Here is a 21,912-nt window from a genome sequence, read left to right on the forward strand (position 1 = left end):
GGGGTCAGTACCGAATCGGCGCCGGGCTCCACAGGCCGCTGCGGGTGGCGGTGCCGGTGTCGATGTCGGCGAGGGTGTTCACGTCGCCGTAAGGGGTGTAGCGCTCCAGCGAACCCCAGTCGCGGCCGATGTCACCCTGCAGGTAGGTGGCCATCGCCTCGGGTTGCTGGGACACCTCCAGCCAGCCCAGCGGTCCGCCGCCGTAGGAGTCCTGCCACGCCGACACCGCGGCGGCGAGGTCGGCGCCCGGTTTGATCCGCCACTGTGGGATCTCGGCGACCCCGTTGGCGTGGGAGAACGGACGCTGACAGGGGAACACCAGGCCGGAGGTCCAGTCCACATGCACCGGGTCTTCCCGGCCGACGACGTCCTGCAGCGTCTGCATCTCCGGCAGCCGCGGCGGGGTCACCACGATGAAGCGGTCCGATGACAGGTTGTCGTCGGTGGCGACGATGCGCACCGCGGTCGCATCCGACGGCAATGAGTCGGTGGTGACGCGGACATTGCGCCACGACGGACGCGGGCCCGGGTCGATCAGTTCGGTTTCGCCTTCTGCCTGAAGCTCGGCGTCCCGCGTACCCGGATCGATCGGATCGGTGGTGTACTCCAGCAGCAGGTTCGGGTTGTCATAGAGCCCGGCGACCGAGAAGGTGAGCAGCGGGCTGTCGGCGAAGTCGGCGGGCAGCGCATACCAGGCGGAGGTGAGCCGGGCCGGCACCTGATCGGTGGTCGAGTAGCTGCCCATCACCGGGGTGGTGGCCGGATCGAGGAAGAACGGCAGCTCGGCGAAACTGCCGTTCACCCCGGCCTGCGACGTGACGCCGCCACCGGTGCCGCCGGTGTTGGCGGTGAGCACGTCGGGTGAGTCTGTCGCATTGCCCGCCAGCACGCCCAGCGACCCCTCGCTGGCGGTGGTCTCCAGATCGACCGGCACGCCATTGGCGGTGAACCCGGTGGTGGCCGGGCGGGTACCGTCCGGTGGCGCCGTCGCCGGACCCGCGAGGGGGTCGGCGATGGAGCCGTCGACCGGTTGCAGCAAGAACCGGCTCGGGTCGGTTTCCACCCACACCTTGTCGGCCATCCCGCACTCCTGGCCGGTGAGGGCCTCCAGATTCGCACGCGGCACCGAGTACGACGAACTCTGCTGGATTCCCGCGAACATGGCGGTGACCAGAGCGAACACCACGACGGCAGCGGAGACGAAGGCGAGTGGCGCGGATGCGAGCACCGCCCACATCCGGCGGTACCAGGCTCTGTCGGTATCGGTCGTCGGGTCGTCGGCCGGGTCGGTGCCGGTGAACGGTTCGCGGAAGTGGAACCAGAGCGCGAGCAGCAGCAGGAGCAGGGCGGCATAGAGCAGAAGGCTCGCGAGGTTCACTCCGAGGCTCACCTGCGTGACGCCCCACGGCATACCCCATGCCGAGGAGTAGTAGAAGGAGTTCGGCGCGGTGAATGCGAGGCCGGCGACGAACAAAACGAGCGCGGCGAACAACGTCCGGTTGCGCCGCGAATGCATGGCCTGATGTCCGACGGCGATCGCGGCCAGCGCGGCCAGGGCCGCGGCGAGACCGGCGAAAACCCCGAAGTGGTGGGTCCACTTGGTGGGCGTGAACATCAGGAACACCAGCGAGGCGAAGGTGATCCCGACGATCCGGCGCGACGGTCCCAGCGCGGTGCCGGGGATACGGGAGCGCCGGATCAGCATTGCCGCGGACACCACCAGCGACAGGATCATGGTGAGCACCGCGAATCGGCGGTCGATGGAGCCGTCGGCGGAGAACGCGAACAACGAGGAGTAGCGGTTGATCTCGTTGTACCAGTGCATCGACGGCCCAAGTGCCGACTTCATCTGCGAGGCCTCGACGAACGACCGCAGCGTGAGATTGGAGAACACCACAAAGATCACGAAGGTGCCGGCGGCCACGATGGGGGCGAGCAACGCCACATAAGACCATCGACCACCACCGATCACTTTGGCGCGCTTGATCAGGGCCAGGATCATCGGTCGGGCGCCGGCGATCAGTGCGGCGACGGCGAGCAGGCCGGTGGGTCCGGCGGCGAGACTGAATGCGCCGATCAGACAGGCGACGGCAGCCGGCAGCATGCGGCCGGTGGCGATCGCCCGCTCCACCGAACACCAGGTGAGCAGCGCACCGAGGCAGATGATCGGCTCGGGGCGCAGCCCGTTGTTGAACGGGAACCAGGAGATGAGGAAGACGAAGGCGGCTGTCCAGCCCACCGACGGACGGGTGATGGCGGCGCGCCCGAGTCGCGGCAACACCTCGTGGCTGACGATCAGCCACACACCGATGCCACACAAGAGTGCCGGCAGTCGCATCCACGGGCTGGCCACGCTGATGTGGCTGAGCCAGCCGAACACTTGGTAGTACCAGCCGAACGGTGCCTCGGGCGCCCCGAACCAGCGGAAGTAGTTGGCGGTGTAGTCGGTGTCCTGCGCCACCCGCGACATCGTCAGCAGGTAGCCGTCGTCGGAGGTGTTGGGGCCGATCATGTGCCACACCACCAGCGCGCCGATGACCACATAGTCGCGGGCGTTGAGGTGCCACCACCGCGCCGGCAGGATCCGTCGGTGCCGTCGGCCGTCGGTGGAATCGAGAACGGCGAGCGCGGCGAGCGACAGCAGGGTGGCGATGATCCCGATGACTAGCACCGCCCACTTCAGGATCGTCGGCGCGGTGGAGTAACGCGAGTCGATCGTGACGTGCGCGTCCAGCCCGGGCAGGCCGGCGACCGGGCCGTCGAGGTCGGTGAACAACCCGGTGACCTGCGGGCGCTGGTCGGCATCGTAAGTGTCGGACTCGCGGCCCGCGGTGGTGCCGTCGAGCGGTTCGCCGTCGTCGGTGCGCATCCCGACGAACTCGGCCGAGACGGCCTCGGCGTCGGCGTGCACCGAGATCTCGCGGCAGTCCTGACCGCGGATGTCCTCCAGCGTCGCCGCCACCAGTGGCATGTTGCGGATGACCACCTCGACGGTCTGCCGCGAGGCGGGATCGCCGGGCTGCCCGGTCTTGCGGATGAACAACCCGCGCTCGCCGGATTTCTCCGCCTGCTTCGGCGTCGTCGACAACAGCACGGACTCGCCGTCGCCGAGCTGCTCCACCGCACTGCACGGCACCCGAACATCCAGATCGATGGGAACGTAGCTGATCAGCGGTGCCGCGACCGACTCGACCTGCTCGCCCTGGGGCCAGGAGATCTGGGCGGTCGTCTGATGAACCGGCATCAGTGGTGTTGCGAGTGCCATCAGGAATCCGAGCAGTCCGGTGATGATGGCGACGACCCTGGCGCGTCTTACCGTCTGCGATGGCACAAAGAGAGATGGTAACGGTTGGGCTTGCGCGTCCCGTTTCGGCCGAAGGTCGCTGAACTATGGTGGGTGCCATGCCTGACTCCGCCACCGGCCCGGAACCGTTGCCGATTCTGCTGCTCAACGGCCCCAATTTGAACACCTTGGGCGTCCGGCAGCCGGAGGTCTACGGTGCGGCCACCCTCGACGACGTCGTCGCGCTGGCGGAGCGGACCGCAGCCGAACTCGGCTACGGATTGCGGGCGGCGCAGACCAATCACGAGGGTCAGATGATCGACTGGTTGCACGAGGCGCGTGGTCAGATCAGTGGGATCGTGATCAACCCGGCCGCTTGGACGCACACCTCGGTGGCACTCGCCGATGCCCTCGTGATCCCCGAGGTGCCGATCATGGAGGTGCACATCAGCAATGTGCACAAGCGTGAGGCGTTTCGCCATCACTCCTATGTGTCGCCGCTTGCGTCCGGGGTGATCGCCGGATTCGGTATCCGTGGTTACGAATTCGCGATAAGGCAACTAGTCGACGTGCTCGGCTGACGGCTCAGCGTTCTTCCCCGGGGTATCGCTTCCTCGTCCCACTGCCGTCAGCGGATGAAGCGATACCCGGGGGACGAACCGCGTGGCGACAGAAATGCAACCTTGGGGTTGCAGACGGTCGGTGCGATGTGCAATCCTTGGGTTGCAGATAAAACCTGAGAGGACACCATGATGGACACCGAGTACGACCGCATCGAACGTGAGATCACCATCGACGCATCCCCGCAGCGGGTCTGGGAGTTGGTGAGTGAACCCGGCTGGTACATCAATGACCAGCGCATCGTCGACCATCAGGTCGAATACGACGGTGAGATCGCCTATGTCACCGATCCGACCCACGGGCGCTTCGCCTTCCGGACCGTGCATCTCGATGAGCCGTCGTATGCGGCGTTTCGCTGGCACATCGACGCAGACGACCCGTCGAGCTCATCCACGCTGGTCGAATTCTGGCTGACTCCGGCCGATTCGGGAGTATTGCTGAAGGTCGCCGAATCGGGATTCGCATCGCTGTCCGAGCCGGAGGCCGATCGACGTTCCCGATTCGACGATCACTCCCAGGGCTGGCGACTCGAACTGGAGCTGGCCCATGTGCACTTCACCGGGGCCGATGCTCGTGCCTGACGCCGAGACGCAGGCGCCGGTCGAGTTGTTCGCCGCGCTCGCCGACGACAGCCGGTGGCAGATTCTCGTCGAACTCTCCCGCGCCCCGGCCTCGGCGTCTGCGCTGGCCGACCGATTGCCGATCAGCCGACAGGCCATCGCCAAACACCTGCGAGTACTCACCGACGTCGGGCTCGTCGCGGCCGCGAAGGTCGGTCGCGAGGTGCGCTACGAGCCGGTGGGCGCGCGACTGAGTCAGGTGGCGCGCCAACTCGACGCCATCGCCCGCGGTTGGGACCGCCGACTCGAGCGGATCAAGTCGCTCGCCGAAGACGCGAATCGGTAGTACGAACCGCCGCCTCGCGGCTGTTGGTACTACGAAATCGTGAGGGAGGCTCAGGAGATGTCGAGCGCGCGGCGCGCGGCCTCGGCGACCGGACCGTTGTGCCGGGGGCCGTGCCCGGGGAACAGGACCGTGGCGTCGAGCGAGGTGAACGATTCCACGGTGCGTCGCGCGGTGGCCTCATCGTGTGCGAATGCGTGCTCGATGCATTGCGGACCGGTCACCGTCGAGATCGGGTGGCCGCTCACCATGGCGTCCCCGCACACGAGCACCGCGTCGTCGGCGACGAGGTAGGCGCTGTGACCGTCGGTGTGACCGTACGCGGCCACCGGGTTCGGAGCGCCCGGCAGGTCCAGCGGCGACGGGAACGGCTCGGCCTCGAGGCCCGTGCGGCTCAACGCTCCCAGCGGCAACACCATCGACAGCCAGTGCAGCACCCGAGGTCGGTAGGAGATCGGCACGATGTCAGCCGGACCCGCCTGCTGCAGGTATTCGCGGCGGGCATGGGCGACCTCCACCGGATCGCAGTAGACGTCGAATCCGTAACGCGCGCTCAGCGTCACCAGCCCGCCGAGATGGTCGACGTGTGCGTGGGTGAGCAGCGCACCCCGGATGTCCTCGGGACGACGGCCGATGGCCCGCACCGACTCCTCGACCGCAGATGCCTGACCTGGATAGCCGCCGTCGATGAGGGTCAGATCCGAGCCCTCCTGCAGCAGTATCCAATTCACCACGTCGGTATGCACCAGAAACGCTGTCGACGATCCGGCGTCCACCCGACTGATCTGCATCGGTCTGCGTCCGAACTTCATCGACGCACCACCACCACGAAAGGTCCCACCTCGGTCACCTCGAACCTCGGGTCGGCGAACACGGCCGGATCGAATGTCACCGTGTACCGCTTGACGTTCGGGTCATTGGGGTAGACGTCCTCGGCCAGCCGCAGCGTGTAACCCTCAGCGGCATAGCGGAACAGGAACGCATTGGGTGGAGTCCACGGCGAACGGTCCAGCCGTCGGATGAGTTGGTCGGGGGTCTCGGCGTCGGCCCATCGTTCGATGGCGGCGGCGCGTTTGTCGAACTCGGCCAAGGGGTTCGCGTAGTGCGAGGTGAGTCCCTGGAAGCCCCAGTACGGATAGATCGACAGGAAGCCGTAGTCGGCGGTCAGCACCACGTTCTGATCGGCGGTCCGGCCGGTCTGCTTGCGGATCAACCGATGGATCTCCGGGTAGTACGACTCGGCGCCTGCGGGACGTTGATCGGCGCGTTCGCCGCGACCGTCGGTGTCGGTGTAGGCGGTGGTGATCTCCCCGGACAGATGACCCGGGATGCCTTGCGCGAGCGCGATGGCCGAGACCGCCGCGATCGCACCGATCGCGAAGCGGACATCGCCGAACTTGCCCACCGCCCAGCGCGACAGATCCGCGATACCGAGCACCCCGGCCGCCGACAACGCGCCGTACAGCAGGGGATCGAGCCGGAACGACAGCAGCGTGCTGCCGCCGGCGGTGCGCAACATCGACAGCAGACAGAACAGGTAGATCGTCACGACGGTGATGAACAGCGCAAGCGCGACGGTGCGCTGTCGGAACCGCAGCAGCAGCCAGACCAGGCCGATCAGAGTGACCAGACCCATCAGGGAGAAGTTGAAGAATGGCAGCGGCAGGACAGCGCCACGATCGGGCAGATAGTGTTCGGCAGTGCCGCCGCTGGCGGGCTCGCTGGTCGCCCGCGCCCACAAATACGGGGCCCACACCACCAGGGCGATGAGGCCGGAGATGACGCCCATCGCGACCAGTCGACCCAGGATCGCGAGGATCACTCCTCTTCGCCGGCCGGTCACGGTGGCGCTGGGCACCGCCTTGTTGACGGCCGAAACCCAGCCGACCACACAGAGATACAGAGCCATGACGATCGCGCTGAGCGCGAACAGCCCGGTGTAGAGCGTGTAGCAGGTGGCGCTGATGCCGAGGAACACACCGGAGCCGATCACCGCAGGCCAACTCGTGCCGCGGCGGAGGCCGCCCACGGGGCCGTCGGCGAGCCGTGATCTGCCGCGCAACCCGTACAACATCGGGATCAGCATCGGGACGCCGAGTATCACCAGAATCGCCGCATACGGTTCCGGTGACGCCCACATCACCGTGACCAGCGTGATGACCAGGGCGATCGGGATTCCCCGCATCGCGCCCACCATCCGCGTCCACAGCAGTATCGCCACGGCCGCGGCCGCCGCCATCGAAATGATGGCCCACGGTTTGTAGGCCTCCCACCCGGGCAGTCCCTCGATGTTGGCGAACCGGCCACCCCACCAGAACCACCCGGCCGGGTAATAGGGCGGCAGATCCAGATAGGTCATGTCCGCCAGCCGTGGGCTGCTGGTCATCCGGGTGAGGTACTCGGTGCGGAACTGCTGATCCACCGAGAGACCGAACAGGTAGAGCTTCGTGGCGCCCAACGGCATACCCAGGGTGACGGTCACCATCCCGGCGGATGCGGCCACCGACAGCAGGCCGGTCAACCAGCGTGGTCTGCCGTAACGATCCAGGAGAACGGCGACGACGAGCACCGCGACCGCGAACACCTGCCCGACGGTGGTCAGTGCGCGGGTCACATTGGAGGAGTTGAACGCGGGCCAGTCGACGCCCGCGATGACTTTCAGCCCCACGAACGCGATGAGCGCACCCAGCAGCGCGGCAGCGACGAGTGCGCCGACGTCGCGGGCGCGGCGAACGGCGGTGCTCACGATCAGATCGGTAGTCGACGGAAGATCGGGCGCGGGATGTGCCGCAGGATCATCATGACGAAGCGGAACGGCGCCGGAGCCCAGACGATCTCCTTGCCCTTGTCGGCGGCCGCGACCACCATGCGGCCGACGTCCTCCTTGTTCACCGTCATCGGAGCTTCGTCGACATGGGCCGACAGCCTGGTGCGGACCTGGCCGGGCCGAACGACGAGGACGCGAGGACCGAACGGCCGCAACGCATCGCCGAGGCCGAGGTAGAAACCGTCGAGTCCGGCCTTGGTGGAGCCGTAGACGAAGTTGCTGCGCCGCACACGTTCTCCGGCCACCGAGCTCATCGCGATGATCTGGCCCGAGCCTTGTGCGCGCATCTTCTCACCGAGCAGCACACCCACCGAGACCGCCGCGGTGTAGTTGATGGCGACCTCGGTGACCGCACCCTTCTGGTCCTGCCACACCTTTTCGTCGTCGAACTGCACACCGAAGGCGACGATCGCCACGTCGATGTCACCGCCGGCGAAGGCCTTGTCGATCACCGCGGGGTGGGTGTCGGGCGCGAGTGCGTCGAAGTCGATCAACTCGACGTCGGTGGCGCCGGCCGTCCGCATCTTCTCGACCGCGGCATCGGAGGTGGGATCGCCCGGGACGGTGGCCAGCACCAGTCGGGCGGGCCCCTTCTTGAGGTACTCCTCGGCGATCGCCAGCCCGATCTCGGAACTGCCGCCGAGGATCAGGATGGATTGGGGTGCGCCGACGGCGTTGATCATGGTGCCCTTTCGGTGTTCGTGAGCAGGTCGTGGGAAGTTCGGGAAGGTGGTCGTCAGACGAGTTCGAGGCGACGACCCATGTCGGACATGAAGACTCCGGTCGGGTCGATCCGCCGCCGAACCGCAGTCCACTCGTCGATTCGCGGGTACATCGCGTGGAAATTCTGCGCGGACGTCCGCGAGTCCTTGGCCGTGTAGAGGCGGCCACCCATCTCCATCACCCGCCGGTCCAGGTCGTTGAGGAACTCCGCGAGACCCTTCTTGACCGGGAAGTCGAGGCAGACGTTCCACCCCTTGAACGGGAAGCTCAGCGGCGCCTTGTTCCCTTCGCCGAACAGTTTGATCACGTTGAGGAAACTCACGTGCCCGGAGGCCTGGATGTCGACGATGAGCTGCTTGAAGTCCTTCTCGTTGCCGGTCGGCACGATGAACTGGTACTGCGTGAATCCGCCACCGCGGCCGTAGGCGTTGTTCCAGTTCCCGACGACGTCGAGCATGTGATAGAACTGCGCCAAATTCTTGATCTGGCCCATCTTGTTCGAACCCATGCGGTAGTAAGCCTCACCCACCAGCGCGAAGTCGAACTTGTTGGCCAGCCCGCGCGGAAACACATCCGGAAGCGAGATCAGCGGCTTGCTCTTGAACGCCAGCGGGTCCTTGCGGTACTTGGCCGGCAGGTCGTCGAGGGTTGCGAGATTGCCGCGACTGAACGACCCGCGGCCGAGTTTCGGTGACCCGCTGATGGTGTCGAACCATCCCGACGCGTACTCGAAGCCGTCCTCGTAACGCTGTTCGAGGTGCAGGTCGATCGTCTCGTCGAGGGTGTTAGTGGTGAACGTGTCGGCGAGGAACAGGGCACTCTCGGTGCGCTTCATCGCGATCTTGGCACGCAGGATGATGCCGGTGAGGCCGATGCCGGCCACGGTCGCCCAGAACAGCTCGCCGTCCGGGTCGTCGGAGGAGCCCTCTGGAGTCAGGATCATCACCCGGCCGTCGGCGACGAGCAGATGCATCTCGACGACGTGGTTGCCGAAGCTCCCCGCGCTGTGGTGGTTCTTGCCGTGGATGTCGTGGGCGATCGCGCCTCCGACGGTGACCTGCCGGGTGCCCGGCAGCACGGGGACCCAGAGTCCGAACGGCAGAGCCGCGGCCATGAGGGCGTCGAGAGACAGCCCGGCGTCGACATCGGCGATCGCGGTGTCCGGGTCGATCGAGTAGATCCGCGTCAGCGGCGTCATGTCGACGGTGAGGCCACCGCTGTTCTGGCCGGATTCGTTATAGGAACGACCCAACCCGCGAGCGATCACCCCGCGCTTGAGATAGTCCGGTTTGTCCGCATTTTCGTCGGCCACGCGCGCAACAGCTTCCGCGATGACCTCGGGATATGGCGTTGAGAGCACGTGCCCGACGGTCGGGGTGGTCCGGGACCACCCCACCAGCTTGCGGGTCTCGATCGGCAACAACTCGTGAGTAGACATCGCACATGAGGGTACCTGTCCGCTCGGACGGTCGGATCGCGATGAGAAACACCTGGTCGCGGAGTCGAGGAAGCGATCTCATCGCGCCCGGTGCAGCGTCTGCGCGACGATGTCGCGCGTATCCGCCGGATCGATCACATCGTCGATCTCGAACACCCGCGCGGCGTTGAGAGCCTTGGCGTGCTCACGCATCGCATCGGTGCTCGTGCGGACGAGTTCTTCGCGTTCGGCCTCCGGAAGCGCGGCGAGCTGCTTGGCCATCGACAGTCGCACCGCGCCCTCGAGACCCATCGGGCCCAGATGGGCCTGCGGCCAGGCCACCGTGAGGACGGGGCGGTGCGTGTCACCGCCGAGCATCGCCTGGGCGCCGAGGCCGTAGCCGCGCCGCAGGACGACGCCGATCAACGGCTGGGTGAACTGTGACCCGACGTTGACCATCCGAGATGCGGTCCGCACCAGACCGGTGCGTTCGGCCTCGGGCCCGACCATGAACCCGGGCGTGTCGACGAGACTGAGGAGCGGGATGCCCCACCGCTCGCACAGTTCGAGGAAGTCGGCGGCTTTGGCCGCGGCATCCGAGGTGAGCGCACCCGCGAGATGGGTGGACTGATTGGCCATTACCCCGATCGGCATGCCCTCGATCCGGGCGAGAGCAGTGACCAGTTCCGGAGCCCACCGCTCGCGCAGCCAGAGCGCCGTCCCCGTGTCGACGACGGTCTCGACGATCGGCCGGACGTCGAACGCCTCACGATCGTTGGCGGGCAGGGCGTCGCGCAGCACTGTCTGATCGTCGACGACGACCTCGACCGGGCCGCCCGGTGCAGTCATGCCGAGCAACTGCCGCACGACCGCGACGGCCTCGGCTTCGTCGTCGACCAGGATGTCGATGACCCCGTTGGCTGCCTGCTCCTCGGCAGGTCCGATGTCCTCGGCGGCCACCTGACCGAGTCCGCCGCCCGCGATCATCGCCGGGCCGGCCATGCCGAGATTGGCGTCCGGGGTGGCCACCCGGATGTCCGCCGACCCGGCCAGGACCGCGTTGCCCGCGAAACAGCGGCCGGACACCACCGCGATCCGCGGTGCCACCTCGCCGAGCGCGCCCCACATCCGGAACGAACCCACATCCAGCGCCGACACCACCGGATAGTCGGTGTCGCCGGGGCGCCCGCCGCCACCCTCGGTGAAGAACACCGCCGGCAGCCGCAATCGGGTGGCGACGTCGATCAGCCGGTCGGTCTTGTGATGACCGCGCATGCCCTGGGTGCCGGCCTGCACCATCCAGTCGTAACTGATCACCAGACAGGCGCGGCCGCCGACGGTGGCGGTGCCGCCGATCAACCCGTCGGCCGGGGTGTCGAGCACCAGGTCCATTAGGTCTCGACGTTGTTCCTGTGCGGCGGTGGCGAACTGGCCGTACTCGATCAGCGAATCGGCATCGATCAGGTCGGCGATGTTCTCCCGCGCGGTGCGACGTCCGGCTACATGACGGCGGGCCACCTTGTCCGTGCGCGCGGCATCGCTCGTCAGGTGCCGGCGTGCGCGGAGCTCGTCGAGACCTGAGGCGGGAACAGCCGGTTCGGTGAGGCGGTCCGGGTCACTCGTCACGATGCTCCTTCATCTCGCGCTCTCTGACGCGCCGATCGCCGACCGCGCCTGTTCGATCTCACGTCGGCAGAAATCCACGTTGACGCTATCGTCGGTGCGCTCGAGTGCATCGTCGATCAGGCCGAGATGATGCAGGACGTGGTCACGCACATCGGAATCCACCGCCGCCACCCCGATCCGACGTGCGAGCAGGATGGCCGCGGTCATCGCGATCGGCGCATCGAGTGCGTAGGTGCGCACCGCTCCGAACACGTCGTCGAGCAACTCCTGCATGGGTAGACGGGTCACGAGCAGGCGCACGGTGCCCTTGTCGTCGACGCGCCCGAGGTCGGGCGCGTGGCGGCGGGCCAACGGGACGAGCCCGGCGGCGAGCTCGTTGAGCGCGTTGTGCGCAGTGTAGGGATCATTCGTGCCCGGGGACAGGGCGCGTACGGCCATCTCGGTGAGTTGCTGAACCGCGAACTGGATGTCCTGGTACGGCGTTCGCGTCTCGCCGAGGTCGATACCGGCCCGAACCGCTTCGGTCGCGGCCGCGATCACCTCGTCGTTGCGATCGGCACCGTGGATGTGGGCGAGCACCTCGCCGTCGACCAGGTGATCGCCGGGGCGGACCTCCATTGCCAACAGACAGTCCTGCTCGCGCGCGGTACCCAGCAGTGCGGTCTCGTCGATGCCGATGATGAATCCCGAACCCGTTGCCGTGACAGGTGTCCCACCTTTCGGCGTCGGCGCGGGGACTGCGTTGTCGGGTGCGGGATCGGGATAGAGTTCGGCGACCACGGCGTCGAGTTCGGACCGCACGCGTGCCGAGAGTGTGGACACCTGGATCGACGACGCGATGTGGTTGATGAAGTACACCAGCACCAGGACGTCGACCACGGCCAACCCCACGGCCACGTTGACCGCGATGTCGGGGACGAAGGTGGTGTCCACGGTCGGTCCGGCTGTGATGGCGCGCAACACCATCAGCGCATACAGGAAGGTGGCGCCGAACATACCGAGCACGAACTGGTTGCCGCGGTCGTTCATGAAATTGCGCACCAGTCGCGGCCCGTACGTGGAGCTCGCGGTCGCGAGTACCGAGATGGTGATGGAGAACGAGGTCGCTGCAACCCCGAGCATCGACCCGCCGATCGCACCGAGAAGGTCGCGACCGCCGCTGGCACCGACCCGGACGAAGAAGCCGCCCTCCCAGCCGGGGGTGGTGTCGGCCAGTGAGCGGTCGACCGCGACGAGGACCTGTGCGAGCACGATCGCCGACAGCCCCATCACCAGCGGAAGGAACCAGAACACGTCCCGTAGACGCGTCAACCGCATCCGCATGCGCTACCCGCCCAGCACTTTGCGGGCGGCGTTGCGGCCGGGTATCCCGCTCACCCCGCCACCACGTCGAGCGCCGGCGCCGCACAGCAGCAGGCGTGGATGCGGCGTCTCCACGCCCCACGTGCCCACCTCGGTGTCGGATTCGGCCCACGGCCACTGCAGGCTGCGATGGAAGATGTTGCCGCCGGGTAGCCCCAGGGTGTCCTCGAGGTCTTGGGGGGTCTTGACCTCGACACATGGCCTGCCCTCGACGTCGTGGGCGATGACGTTCTGGATGGGTTCGGCCAGTACGGAATTCAGCGAGGCGAGGGTGGCGCCCACCGCATGCTCGACGGCTCCGGGGGAATCGAACACCTCCGGCGGCGTGTGCAGCCCGAACAGCGTGAGGGTGTGGTGTCCGGCCAGCTCGGGACCCAAAATCGACGCGTCCGACAAGGTGTGGCAGTAGATCTCGCACGGCGGGAGATCAGGCATCTGCCCGCGCTCAGCCTGCCGGAATGCGGTGCGCAGCTGAGTCGCGGACTCGTTGATGTGAAAGGTGCCGGAAAACGCCGCATCGGGCGAGACCGAACCGTCCCGCAGCCGCGGCAGTCGGTCGAGGAGCAGGTTGATCTTCAGTTGCGCACCGCGGGTCTCGGACTCGGTGGGGATGGGGTCGTCGAGCAGCTCGTTGACCACCGACGGCGCGCACGCGGCGTACAGCATGCTCGCCGACACCCGGCCGTCGGAGAGTTCGACGGTACCGTCGGTCGGGTCGACGCCGAGAACCTGAACACCCGTGCGGATCTCGGCGCCTGCGGCAGCCGCCGCCTGATACAGGGCGCCTGACACGGCGCCCATCCCGCCGACCGGGACATCCCAGTCGCCGGTGCCGCCACCGATCACGTGGTACAGGAAGCAGATGTTTTGCCGCATCGACGGATCGTCGAGGTCGGCGAAGGTGCCGATCAGACCGTCGGTGGCGGCGATCCCACGCACCACGTCGTCATCGAAGTACTGTTCGAGCAGTGTTCCGAGCGGCTCGGTGGTGAGTGTTTCCCAGAACTCGGCCTCGCTGGAATCGGTGCCGATGACCAGGTCGTGCATCTCGGCGCCCGAGCGCAACGGCTCCAGCATCGTCGGGAAGATGCGTGCGGCGATGGTGCCGACTCGGGTGTAGAACGATTGCCAGGCAGTGAACACGGTATCCGAACCGGTTGCACGGTGGAAGGATTCGGCGGTGGCGGTGAGGTCGCCGTGGTCGACGAGCACGCCGATCGACGGGTCGGTGGGCAGCGGTGTGTAGGAGGCGTGGCGTCGGCGGATGAGTCGGATGTCCACCCCCAAGTCAGCCATGATCTGTTGCGGTAACAGCGACACGAGGTAGGAATACCGCGACAATTGCGCGGGCCGGCCCGCGAACGGCATCGCCGACACCGTCGCACCACCGACATGATCGGCCTTCTCCAGCACCAGAACCGACCTTCCGGCGTCGGCGAGGTAGGCCGCGGCGGTCAGCCCGTTGTGGCCGGCGCCGATGATGATGTCGTCGTAGTGTGCGGTAGGCACGTGGTGTTCACCTCATGATCCGGGACAGGAATGGGGTCGAGTCGGGCATGGACGCCAGCACTGTGCCGGAATGGTCCTCGGTCGGGTACACGTGCAACTCCACGGGTTGATCGGCGGCGCGCATCTGCGCGTAGAGCGAAAGCGCGGACGGTGCAGGTACATCCGTGTCCAACAGGCCCTGACCAAGGAAGATCGGCCGGTCGTAGCCGTCGTACGGCGTGCCCATGTACTCGGCGAGTCCCGCACGCACACCGGGGATGCCGGCCAACGGCGCGCGGAACAGGGTGCGCAGATCCACGCCGGTCATCACGTCGGCCATCTCCGTGTAGCACAGTGTGCGGGCCTTGGCGACCAGCTCGGCGCCGCGCGGGGTGAGCGCCGACCGCACGTCGAGGTCCGGTCGGGCCTCGCTGAACCCGGCGAGAATGTAGGCGGTGTAGGTGTTGAGGCCCGCCGGCAACGTGACAGGCGGGAAGTCCGGCCCGCCGAGCGCGATGATCTGCTCGATGTTGGCCGGTGTGCCCGTGGCCACCACGCCGCGATAGTCCAGCCCGGAGCCCCGCGACAACGCGGTGGCCTGGTGTGCGCCGTTGAGCGCCGCGCCCGCGCCCTGGGACTGCCCGACGATCGCCCATCGCGTGCTCAGCGGCAGCCCCATCTGCTGGGCAGCCTGCACCGAGTCGACGATCGAGTGGGCCTCGGAGTCGCCGTTGAGGTAACTCATCAGGCCCGGCGTGCCCAGGCCGACGTAGTCGGTGGATACGATCGCGTACCCCTGTTCCAGCCAGTGCGACAGATACGCCGAATCCCGATCGCTGCGCGGCAGTGCCGATGGTGTGCACCCGTCGCCCAGACCCGTGGTGCCGTGTGCCCACGCGATCACCGGCCATCCACCGGGCGGTGGGGAGCCCTTCGGGAGGAACACGGCACCGGTGCTGGTGGCCGGGCGGCCATGCTGATCCGGTGTCGCGTAGTGGATTCGGTAGGCCTGCCCGGCGGCGGGCAGGCTCAGCTCGGTGGCGAGCGGGACCTGCGAGATCAGGGTCCCCGCGCGGTGGGGGATCGGTCCGGCGTAGTCGCGCACATCCAAACCCGACCAGTTCGGTGCCGGCGTGGCGGCAGGATCGGCGGTGGCGGGGGACGGTGCCGACAACGCCGCAACGGCGGTGGCCAGCACCAGGAACATCGTCGCAGCACCACGCCGCAGCCGTCGAGACATCATGACTGCCGAGCCTAGTGCGTCTTGCTCACCGCCACGCCCAGATGTCGGGTTGGACCTATTCTGAGGTCGTGGACATTCCGTCAGTGGAGCTGAACAACGGATATTCGATCCCGATGGTGGGTCTGGGCACCTTCGACATGCTCGGCCGCCCGGGTGTCGGCGCGGTGGCCGGAGCGCTGCGGGCCGGTTATCGGATGGTCGACACGGCGACCCGTTACAGCAATGAACGCAGCGTGGGTCTGGGGCTGCGGGAGTCGGGCGTGCCGCGCGACGAGGTGGTGGTGCAGACGAAACTCGGCGGTGGTGACCAGGGCTTCGACGAGGCCATCAATGCCGCCAAGGACAGCGCCAGACGACTCGGCGTCGACCACATCGACGTGTACCTGATCCACTGGCCGTGTCCCAGTCTGGGCCGCACCGTCGACTCGTGGAAGGCGCTGCTGACGTTGGCCGACGAAGGGTTCATCCGCACGGCCGGGGTGTCGAACTTCAAACAGCATCACCTGCAGATGCTCTATGACGAGACGGGTCGCTGGCCGGCTCTCAACCAGATCCAGTGTTCGCCGGCGCTGGCCCGGACGGGCCTGCGGGAGTTCATGACCGAGAAGGGCATCCACGCCCAGGCCTGGCATCCGACCGGCCGCAAGGAGGGCATGCTCGGTGAAGCGGCGGTGATCCGATTGGCCCGAAAGTACGGGAAGTCGCCCACTCAGATCGCCTTGCGGTGGGCGGTGCAGCACGGAGTCAGCGTGGTGCCCAAGTCGTCTCACCTGGGTCGGCAGCGTGAGAACGCCGACGTCTTCGACTTCCACTTCGACGCCGAGGACCTGGCCGCCTTGGCCGCGCTCGACCGGGGGGAGAAAGCGGCCCGCGACTCCGACGTCGAAGAGGAGTTCTGAGGGTCGATTCCCAGCGAAACCTCTTCCCCCGGACGTAGGGTCAGCCCATGACGGATGGCCGTGCCCCCACTGCCGACACGCCCGCCGACACGCTGGACCAGCGCAAGATCTGGTCGATCTTCGCCGGCCTCATGCTGGCGATGCTTCTGGCCGCCCTCGATCAGACGATCGTCGCGACAGCGCTGCCCACGATCGTCAACGACCTCGGCGGCGCCGACCACCTGACCTGGGTGGTCACCGCGTACATGCTGGCGACCACCGCCACCACACCGTTGTGGGGAAAGCTCGGCGACCTGTACGGCCGTCGCAATTTGTTCCTTGCGTGTGTGGTGATCTTCCTGGTCGGTTCGGGACTGTGCGGCACCGCGTCGTCGATGGCCACCCTCATCGGCTATCGCGCGCTGCAGGGTATCGGCGCCGGCGGGCTGATGGTGTTGTCGCAGGCGATCATCGGCGACGTCGTGCCGCCACGCGAACGCGGACGCTACCAGGGCATCTTCGGTGCGGTGTTCGGCTTCGCCAGCGTGGTGGGGCCACTGCTCGGCGGCTTCTTCGTCGACAACCTCAGCTGGCGGTGGGTGTTCTACATCAACCTGCCCATCGGGATCGTTGCACTGGCCGTGGTGATCGCAGTGCTGCCGAAAACCGTCGCGCAGACCAAGCCGTCGATCGACTATCTCGGCATCCTGTTGCTGATGACAGCGGCCACCGGAATCGTGTTGGTCACCAGCTTCGGCGCTCTGTGGGGCTGGACCTCTGGGCGGGTGTTGGCGCTGGCCGCGCTGTCGGTGCTGGCAGCGGTCGCGTTCCTGTTCCAGGAGCGGCGCGCCCCGGAGCCGGTGATGCCCGTTCGGCTGCTGACCGACCGGGTCTTCGTCATCGCCTCCTCGGTGGGTTTCGTCGTCGGGTTCGCGATGTTCGGTGCCATCACGTTCCTGCCGCTGTTCCTGCAGTCCGTGCAGGGGGCCAGCGCGACGTCGTCCGGGCTGCGGATGATCCCGATGATGGTGGGTCTGTTGCTCACCTCGATCGGCAGCGGGCAGCTCATCAGCCGCACCGGCCGCTACAAGTTTTATCCGATCGCCGGGACCGCGATCTTCACCGTCGCGCTGTACCTGCTGTCCACCATGGACGAAACCACCTCGAGCACTCTGACCAGCGTGTACCTGTTCATCCTGGGTCTCGGACTGGGCCTGGTGATGCAGGTTCTGGTGCTGGCGGTGCAGAACTCGGTCGAGTATCGCGACCTCGGTGCCGGCACCAGCGGTGCGACGTTCTTCCGGACGATCGGCGCCTCGGTCGGTGTCGCGGCGTTCGGTGCCGTCTTCAACACCCGCCTCGACGATCGGCTGTCCGACGGCGCGCCACCCGGGGCAGTGGGACCGTGTTCGGCGCCGGTGTTGGAAGCGTCCACGACGACCCTGCCGTCGTGCCCACCCGACGTGCAGGTGTGGTTCCTCGGAGGTTTCACCGACGCTTTCCAGATGGTCTTCCTGGTGGCCGTGCCGATCGGGTTCGTCGCCTTCGCGCTGAGCTGGCTGCTGCCCGAGGTGCCGTTGCGTACGGTCACCAAGACCCCCGACACCGGGGAGAGTTTCGGCATGCCATCGGCACGTACCTCGCTGGAGGAGTTGCGGCTCAAGGTGTGGGAGACGCTGGCGCGCGACGACCGGTTGCGGGCCTGGGAACTGGTGGTGGCCGGCGCTGACAGCTCGCTATCGCGGGGTGAGGCGTGGATGGTCAGCAGGGTGGCCGAGGAGACGTCGCGGGAGATCGGGGCGATGGTGGCCGCGTCGGACACGCCGCGCCCGGTGGTCGTCTCGACTGCGGAGTCGTTGGCCGCGCGGGGGATGGTGACCATCGACCACGGCTTGGTCACCATCACCGCCGAGGGGCAGGCCGAGGCCGAACGTCTCCTCGACGCCCAACGCAGCCGCCTGCGCCAGTTCGTCGCCGACTACCCGGGTAGCGACGAGGCCGACGTCGACGAATTGCTCGACGAGATCGCTCGCCGTCTGCACACCGAGACACCGCCGAAGGGTCTGGTCACCACCGAGGGGTAGCGGCGACCGGCGTCGTCTGGACTAGGGTTTGGTTCGTGTCCCGACCCGAGTCCGACGCGGCCGATCATCAGCCGCACCATGAGGATTTCACGTCCCCGCACCCCATCACGCCGCTCGAACTGCCGCTCAACGATGCCGAGTTGTCGACCAATGCGGACCTGAAGACCCAGATTGTCCGATTCACCGTCACCGGCGCAGGGTCCGGCGTTCTCGACTTCGGGCTCACGCTGCTCCTGCAGTACGTGTTCGGGGCGCCGTTCGCGATTGCCAAGTCACTCGGCTTCATCCTCGGGACCACCACCGCCTACCTGTTCAACCGGCGCTGGACGTTCCAGGCAGAGCCGAGCGCCTTGCGGTTCGTGGCTGTGGCGCTGCTCTATGGGGTGACCTTCTTCGTCAACGTCGGCCTCTACACCTGGCTGTCACATCTGTGGCCGGAGACGGTGCTCTACAGCTTCATCGCCTACGTCATCGCGCAGGGCACCGCGACCGTCATCAATTTCGTGGTCCAGCGCCTCGTCATCTTTCGGATTCGCTGACGGTGAGCACCGCGGTCGTCGTCGGGAGCGGGCCCAACGGTCTGACTGCGGCCGTGATGCTCGCACGCGCCGGAGTGGCGGTCCGGGTGGTGGAGGCGGCCGACCGCATCGGTGGCGGCGCACGCACCGAGGCGCTGCTGCGGCCCGACGTGCTCCACGACACCTGCTCGGCGGTGCATCCGCTCGGTGCGGGTTCGCCGGCGTTCACCGCGCTGCGGCTCGATGAGTTCGGACTGCGGTGGCGCCTCCCGGAGCTCGACTGTGCCCATCCGCTCGACGACGGCCGCACGGCCGTGCTGGCGCGATCGGTCCACGACACGGCGGCCGGACTGGGCGTCGACGCGGAGACCTGGCGGGACATGATCGGTGGTCTCGCCGACGATTTCGACGACATCGCCGACGACGTGCTGGGCCCGCTCATCGGCGTGCCGAGCCATCCGATCCGGCTGGCCGGATTCGGTCTGCGTGCGCTGTACCCCGCCACCGCGCTGGCGCGGGTGTTTCGCGACGACGCCACCCGCGCCTTGTTTGCCGGTGTCGCCGCACACGCGTTCACCCGCCTCGACCGGCCGGGGTCGTCGGCGGCGGGGCTGATGCTGCTCGCGGCGGGTCATCGACACGGGTGGCCGGTGGCGCAGGGCGGGTCGGAGGCCATCATTGGCGCCCTGGCCGCTGCACTCATCGACGCGAACGGCACCATCACCACCGGCGTGCGGGTCACCTCGATCGACGAGGTGGAACCCGCCGACGTCGTCGTGCTCGATGTGATGCCCGGCGCGGCCGCCGAGATCCTCGGTGACCGAGTGCCGCAGCGACGTTCGCGACGGCTCGCGCGGTATCCGCATGGACCGGCTGCGTTCAAGGTGGACTATCTGATCGACGGTGGGGTCGGCTGGTCTGATCCCGACTGCGCGCGCGCCGGCACGGTGCACCTCGGTGGTGACATCGGCCAGATCGCAGACGCCGAGGCCGACGCGGTCGCCGGCCGGATGCCGTCGCGGCCGTTCACCCTGGTGGCCCAGCAGTGGGTGGCCGATCCCACACGCGCGGCCGGCAACGCCAAGCCGTTGTGGGCGTATGCGCATGTGCCGCACGGCTACACCGGTGATGCGACCGAGGCGGTCACCGCACAGATCGAACGGTTCGCGCCGGGCTTTCGGAACCGCATCATCGACTCGGTGAGCAGTTCACCGGCACAACTACAGCACCGCAATCCCAATCTCGTCGGCGGCGACATCGGCGGCGGCCGCAACGATCTGCGTCATCTACTGGCCCGGCCCCGTCTGTCTGCGGACCCGTACGCAACCGGAGCGCCGGGTGTCTTCCTGTGCTCGTCGGCGACACCGCCCGGCGGCGGGGTGCACGGCATGTGTGGCTACCGTGCCGCACAGTCCGCGTTGCGGTACCTCAGTCGCTGACCTGCGTCACCCGTTGACTTTGGCGATGATGTTGTCTGCGTACCAGTTCAGATGATCGACCTTCTTCTGCAGGGGTTCGGTATCGGGGCCCTTGATGTAGGGCAGCCGGAAGCCGACGATCACATCGGTGATGCCCTTGTCCGCCAGTCTTTTACATCCGTCGACGGAGTACGCATCGGTGGAGATCACGTGGATCTCGAAGGGCTCGTTGGTCTTTCCCTCTGCCTTGCGGATATCTGCGATCTTGTCCAGCAGCGCATCGAGTTCCTCGCCCGGGCCACCGCCATGCATCCACCCGTCCCCGCGGATCACCGCACGGCGCAACGCGAGGTCGGCGTGACCACCGACGAGTAGCGGGATGGGTTCGGTGGGTGCCGGGGTCATCTTGATCTTGGGGATGTCGTAGAACTCGCCGTGGAACTCGAAGTACTCGCCGGTGGTCAGGCCGCGGATGATGTCCATACACTCATCCATCCGCTTGCCGCGGCGAGCGAAGTCGACGCCCATGAAGTCGTAGTCCTCGGGCCACGGACTGGTTCCGACGCCCAGGGCGAACCGGTTGCCCGTCAGGTAGGCGACCGAACTGGCCTGCTTGGCGACCAAGGCCGGCGGACGCACCGGCAACTTCACCACGAACGGGGTGAAGCGGATGGTCTCGGTGACCGCGCCGAGTGCGGCGGCCTGGATGAAGGTTTCGATGAAGGCCTTGCCGTCGAGGAATTCCCGGTCGCCGTCAGCGGTGTAGGGGTAGGTGGCGTCCGATTCGGCCGGGTAGGCCAGCGAGTCCGGGATGGTGAAACCGGAGTAACCGGCCTTTTCGGCGGCCTGCGCGAGCGGTGCGTAGTAACTCGGGTCGGTCATGGCCTCGGCAAAGGTGAAGCGCATCGTGCTCCTCGGGACGGTTGACTCTTCCCCCAGAGTAGAACACGTTCTAGTTTGGCTTGGGAAGGGTTCGGCCCGTCGGCGGCGTTGCGGGCCACCCCGATCGGGTCCGACGGTTCAGTTACTGACTCCGGGCGACCGGACGCGGGCTGTACTCGTCGGCGCCGGGTCCCGGCAGGACTCGCAGGTCGGACCGCGTCACCTGTTCGCCGCACGCCGAGCACACCGGTTCCACGGTCATCGTGTGACCGCAGGCGCGATGCTCGGTGACGATCGGCGGCTCGGAGTCGATCGCCCACCTGTCACCCCATTGCCGTAGCGCGGCCAGCACCGTCCACAGGTCGCGGCCTTTCTCGGTGAGGCGATAGTCGTAGCGCACCGGCTTTTCCTGGTAGGGCTCCCTGGCCATCACGCCGTGCTCGACGAGCGTGTCGAGTCGCTGGGTCAGCACATTGCGGGCGATGCCGAGTCGGGTGGAGAAGTCGTCGAAGCGTGTCACGCCGAACAGGGCGTCGCGGACGATCAGCAGCGTCCACCATTCACCGACGATCTCCAGCGTCTGGGCGACGGAACAGTTCATGTCGGTGAAGCTGGCTCGGCGCATGAGTTCACCGTAGT

General features: G+C 67.2%; 18 protein-coding genes. 7 read left to right on the forward strand and 11 right to left on the reverse strand.

What is annotated here, in order from left to right:
* Positions 1–4: 4 nt before the first annotated feature.
* Entirely contained in the window at positions 5–3,331 is a 3,327-nt protein-coding gene (locus tag L1892_RS09385; RefSeq protein ID WP_235723329.1) for an arabinosyltransferase domain-containing protein, read from the reverse strand.
* A 71-nt stretch (positions 3,332–3,402) separates the two neighbouring features.
* On the opposite strand from L1892_RS09385, the gene aroQ reads away from it, so the two are divergent.
* From aroQ to L1892_RS09400, 3 genes are all read left to right on the forward strand, one after another.
* Positions 3,403–3,864, forward strand: a complete 462-nt coding sequence (aroQ, locus tag L1892_RS09390; RefSeq protein ID WP_235723330.1) for a type II 3-dehydroquinate dehydratase — start codon at positions 3,403–3,405, stop codon at positions 3,862–3,864.
* A gap of 168 nt (positions 3,865–4,032) precedes the next feature.
* Positions 4,033–4,485, forward strand: a complete 453-nt coding sequence (locus L1892_RS09395) for an SRPBCC domain-containing protein (protein WP_235723331.1) — start codon at positions 4,033–4,035, stop codon at positions 4,483–4,485.
* On the forward strand, positions 4,472–4,810 hold the full coding sequence (locus tag L1892_RS09400) for an ArsR/SmtB family transcription factor (RefSeq protein ID WP_235723332.1): 339 nt from the start codon (positions 4,472–4,474) through the stop codon (positions 4,808–4,810). Before L1892_RS09395 ends, L1892_RS09400 begins: the two co-directional genes overlap by 14 nt.
* A 50-nt stretch (positions 4,811–4,860) precedes the next feature.
* Here the strand turns inward: L1892_RS09400 and L1892_RS09405 are convergent, their stop codons facing one another.
* The 8 genes from L1892_RS09405 to L1892_RS09440 form a co-directional block, all read right to left on the reverse strand.
* Positions 4,861–5,619: an MBL fold metallo-hydrolase gene (locus L1892_RS09405; protein ID WP_235723333.1), complete on the reverse strand. Its 759-nt coding sequence runs from the start codon at positions 5,617–5,619 to the stop codon at positions 4,861–4,863.
* Positions 5,616–7,553, reverse strand: a complete 1,938-nt coding sequence (locus L1892_RS09410) for a galactan 5-O-arabinofuranosyltransferase (protein WP_235723334.1) — start codon at positions 7,551–7,553, stop codon at positions 5,616–5,618. Before L1892_RS09410 ends, L1892_RS09405 begins: the two co-directional genes overlap by 4 nt.
* Positions 7,554–7,555: 2 nt before the next feature.
* Complete coding sequence (gene dprE2 / locus L1892_RS09415; RefSeq protein WP_235723335.1) at positions 7,556–8,317, reverse strand: decaprenylphospho-beta-D-erythro-pentofuranosid-2-ulose 2-reductase; 762 nt, start codon at positions 8,315–8,317, stop codon at positions 7,556–7,558.
* 53 nt (positions 8,318–8,370) lie between these two features.
* Positions 8,371–9,795 carry a decaprenylphosphoryl-beta-D-ribose oxidase gene (gene dprE1 / locus L1892_RS09420; RefSeq protein WP_235723336.1) on the reverse strand — a complete coding sequence of 475 codons (1,425 nt, stop codon included), beginning with the start codon at positions 9,793–9,795 and terminating at the stop codon, positions 8,371–8,373.
* 78 nt (positions 9,796–9,873) lie between these two features.
* Positions 9,874–11,400, reverse strand: coding sequence for an acyl-CoA carboxylase subunit beta (locus L1892_RS09425; RefSeq protein ID WP_235723337.1), 1,527 nt, complete (start codon positions 11,398–11,400; stop codon positions 9,874–9,876).
* A 9-nt stretch (positions 11,401–11,409) separates the two neighbouring features.
* A complete protein-coding gene (locus L1892_RS09430; protein ID WP_235723338.1) occupies positions 11,410–12,717 on the reverse strand; it encodes a DUF2254 domain-containing protein in 1,308 nt (435 codons plus the stop codon).
* 9 nt (positions 12,718–12,726) lie between these two features.
* Positions 12,727–14,271, reverse strand: a complete 1,545-nt coding sequence (locus L1892_RS09435; protein ID WP_235723339.1) for a phytoene desaturase family protein — start codon at positions 14,269–14,271, stop codon at positions 12,727–12,729.
* Between the two features lie 7 nt (positions 14,272–14,278).
* Positions 14,279–15,490: an alpha/beta hydrolase family protein gene (locus L1892_RS09440; RefSeq protein WP_372474992.1), complete on the reverse strand. Its 1,212-nt coding sequence runs from the start codon at positions 15,488–15,490 to the stop codon at positions 14,279–14,281.
* Positions 15,491–15,561: 71 nt separating this feature from the next.
* Here L1892_RS09440 and L1892_RS09445 point away from each other — a divergent pair, with 71 nt between their 5' ends.
* Genes L1892_RS09445 through L1892_RS09460 form a run of 4 tightly spaced genes read left to right on the forward strand, consistent with a single transcriptional unit; the run spans position 15,562 to position 20,412 of the window.
* On the forward strand, positions 15,562–16,392 hold the full coding sequence (locus tag L1892_RS09445; protein ID WP_235723340.1) for an aldo/keto reductase: 831 nt from the start codon (positions 15,562–15,564) through the stop codon (positions 16,390–16,392).
* A gap of 47 nt (positions 16,393–16,439) precedes the next feature.
* The gene (locus L1892_RS09450) at positions 16,440–18,455 is read left to right on the forward strand and encodes an MDR family MFS transporter (protein ID WP_235723341.1); all 2,016 of its coding nucleotides are present in this window, start codon (positions 16,440–16,442) and stop codon (positions 18,453–18,455) included.
* Between the two features lie 35 nt (positions 18,456–18,490).
* Positions 18,491–18,994 (forward strand): GtrA family protein, encoded by a 504-nt coding sequence (locus L1892_RS09455; RefSeq protein WP_235723342.1) that lies wholly within the window; start codon positions 18,491–18,493, stop codon positions 18,992–18,994.
* 2 nt (positions 18,995–18,996) lie between these two features.
* Positions 18,997–20,412 (forward strand): phytoene desaturase family protein, encoded by a 1,416-nt coding sequence (locus L1892_RS09460; RefSeq protein WP_235723343.1) that lies wholly within the window; start codon positions 18,997–18,999, stop codon positions 20,410–20,412.
* Positions 20,413–20,418: 6 nt separating this feature from the next.
* On the opposite strand, the gene L1892_RS09465 is transcribed toward L1892_RS09460, so the two are convergent.
* Both L1892_RS09465 and L1892_RS09470 read right to left on the reverse strand, forming a co-directional pair.
* Positions 20,419–21,297: a TIGR03619 family F420-dependent LLM class oxidoreductase gene (locus L1892_RS09465; protein WP_235723344.1), complete on the reverse strand. Its 879-nt coding sequence runs from the start codon at positions 21,295–21,297 to the stop codon at positions 20,419–20,421.
* A 118-nt stretch (positions 21,298–21,415) separates the two neighbouring features.
* Positions 21,416–21,898: a winged helix-turn-helix transcriptional regulator gene (locus L1892_RS09470; RefSeq protein ID WP_235723345.1), complete on the reverse strand. Its 483-nt coding sequence runs from the start codon at positions 21,896–21,898 to the stop codon at positions 21,416–21,418.
* Between the last annotated feature and the right edge of the window lie 14 nt (positions 21,899–21,912).

Source organism: Gordonia tangerina, assembly GCF_021556435.1.
GTDB lineage: Bacteria > Actinomycetota > Actinomycetes > Mycobacteriales > Mycobacteriaceae > Gordonia > Gordonia tangerina.

Coding starts and splice junctions, on each gene's coding strand:
- aroQ (WP_235723330.1), top strand. CDS start 3,403: ATGCCTGACTCCGCCACCGGCCCGGAACCGTTGCCGATTCTGCTGCTC.
- L1892_RS09395 (WP_235723331.1), top strand. CDS start 4,033: ATGATGGACACCGAGTACGACCGCATCGAACGTGAGATCACCATCGAC.
- L1892_RS09400 (WP_235723332.1), top strand. CDS start 4,472: ATGCTCGTGCCTGACGCCGAGACGCAGGCGCCGGTCGAGTTGTTCGCC.
- L1892_RS09405 (WP_235723333.1), bottom strand. CDS start 5,619: ATGAAGTTCGGACGCAGACCGATGCAGATCAGTCGGGTGGACGCCGGA.
- dprE2 (WP_235723335.1), bottom strand. CDS start 8,317: ATGATCAACGCCGTCGGCGCACCCCAATCCATCCTGATCCTCGGCGGC.
- dprE1 (WP_235723336.1), bottom strand. CDS start 9,795: ATGTCTACTCACGAGTTGTTGCCGATCGAGACCCGCAAGCTGGTGGGG.
- L1892_RS09430 (WP_235723338.1), bottom strand. CDS start 12,717: ATGCGGTTGACGCGTCTACGGGACGTGTTCTGGTTCCTTCCGCTGGTG.
- L1892_RS09440 (WP_372474992.1), bottom strand. CDS start 15,490: ATGTCTCGACGGCTGCGGCGTGGTGCTGCGACGATGTTCCTGGTGCTG.
- L1892_RS09450 (WP_235723341.1), top strand. CDS start 16,440: ATGACGGATGGCCGTGCCCCCACTGCCGACACGCCCGCCGACACGCTG.
- L1892_RS09465 (WP_235723344.1), bottom strand. CDS start 21,297: ATGCGCTTCACCTTTGCCGAGGCCATGACCGACCCGAGTTACTACGCA.
- L1892_RS09470 (WP_235723345.1), bottom strand. CDS start 21,898: ATGCGCCGAGCCAGCTTCACCGACATGAACTGTTCCGTCGCCCAGACG.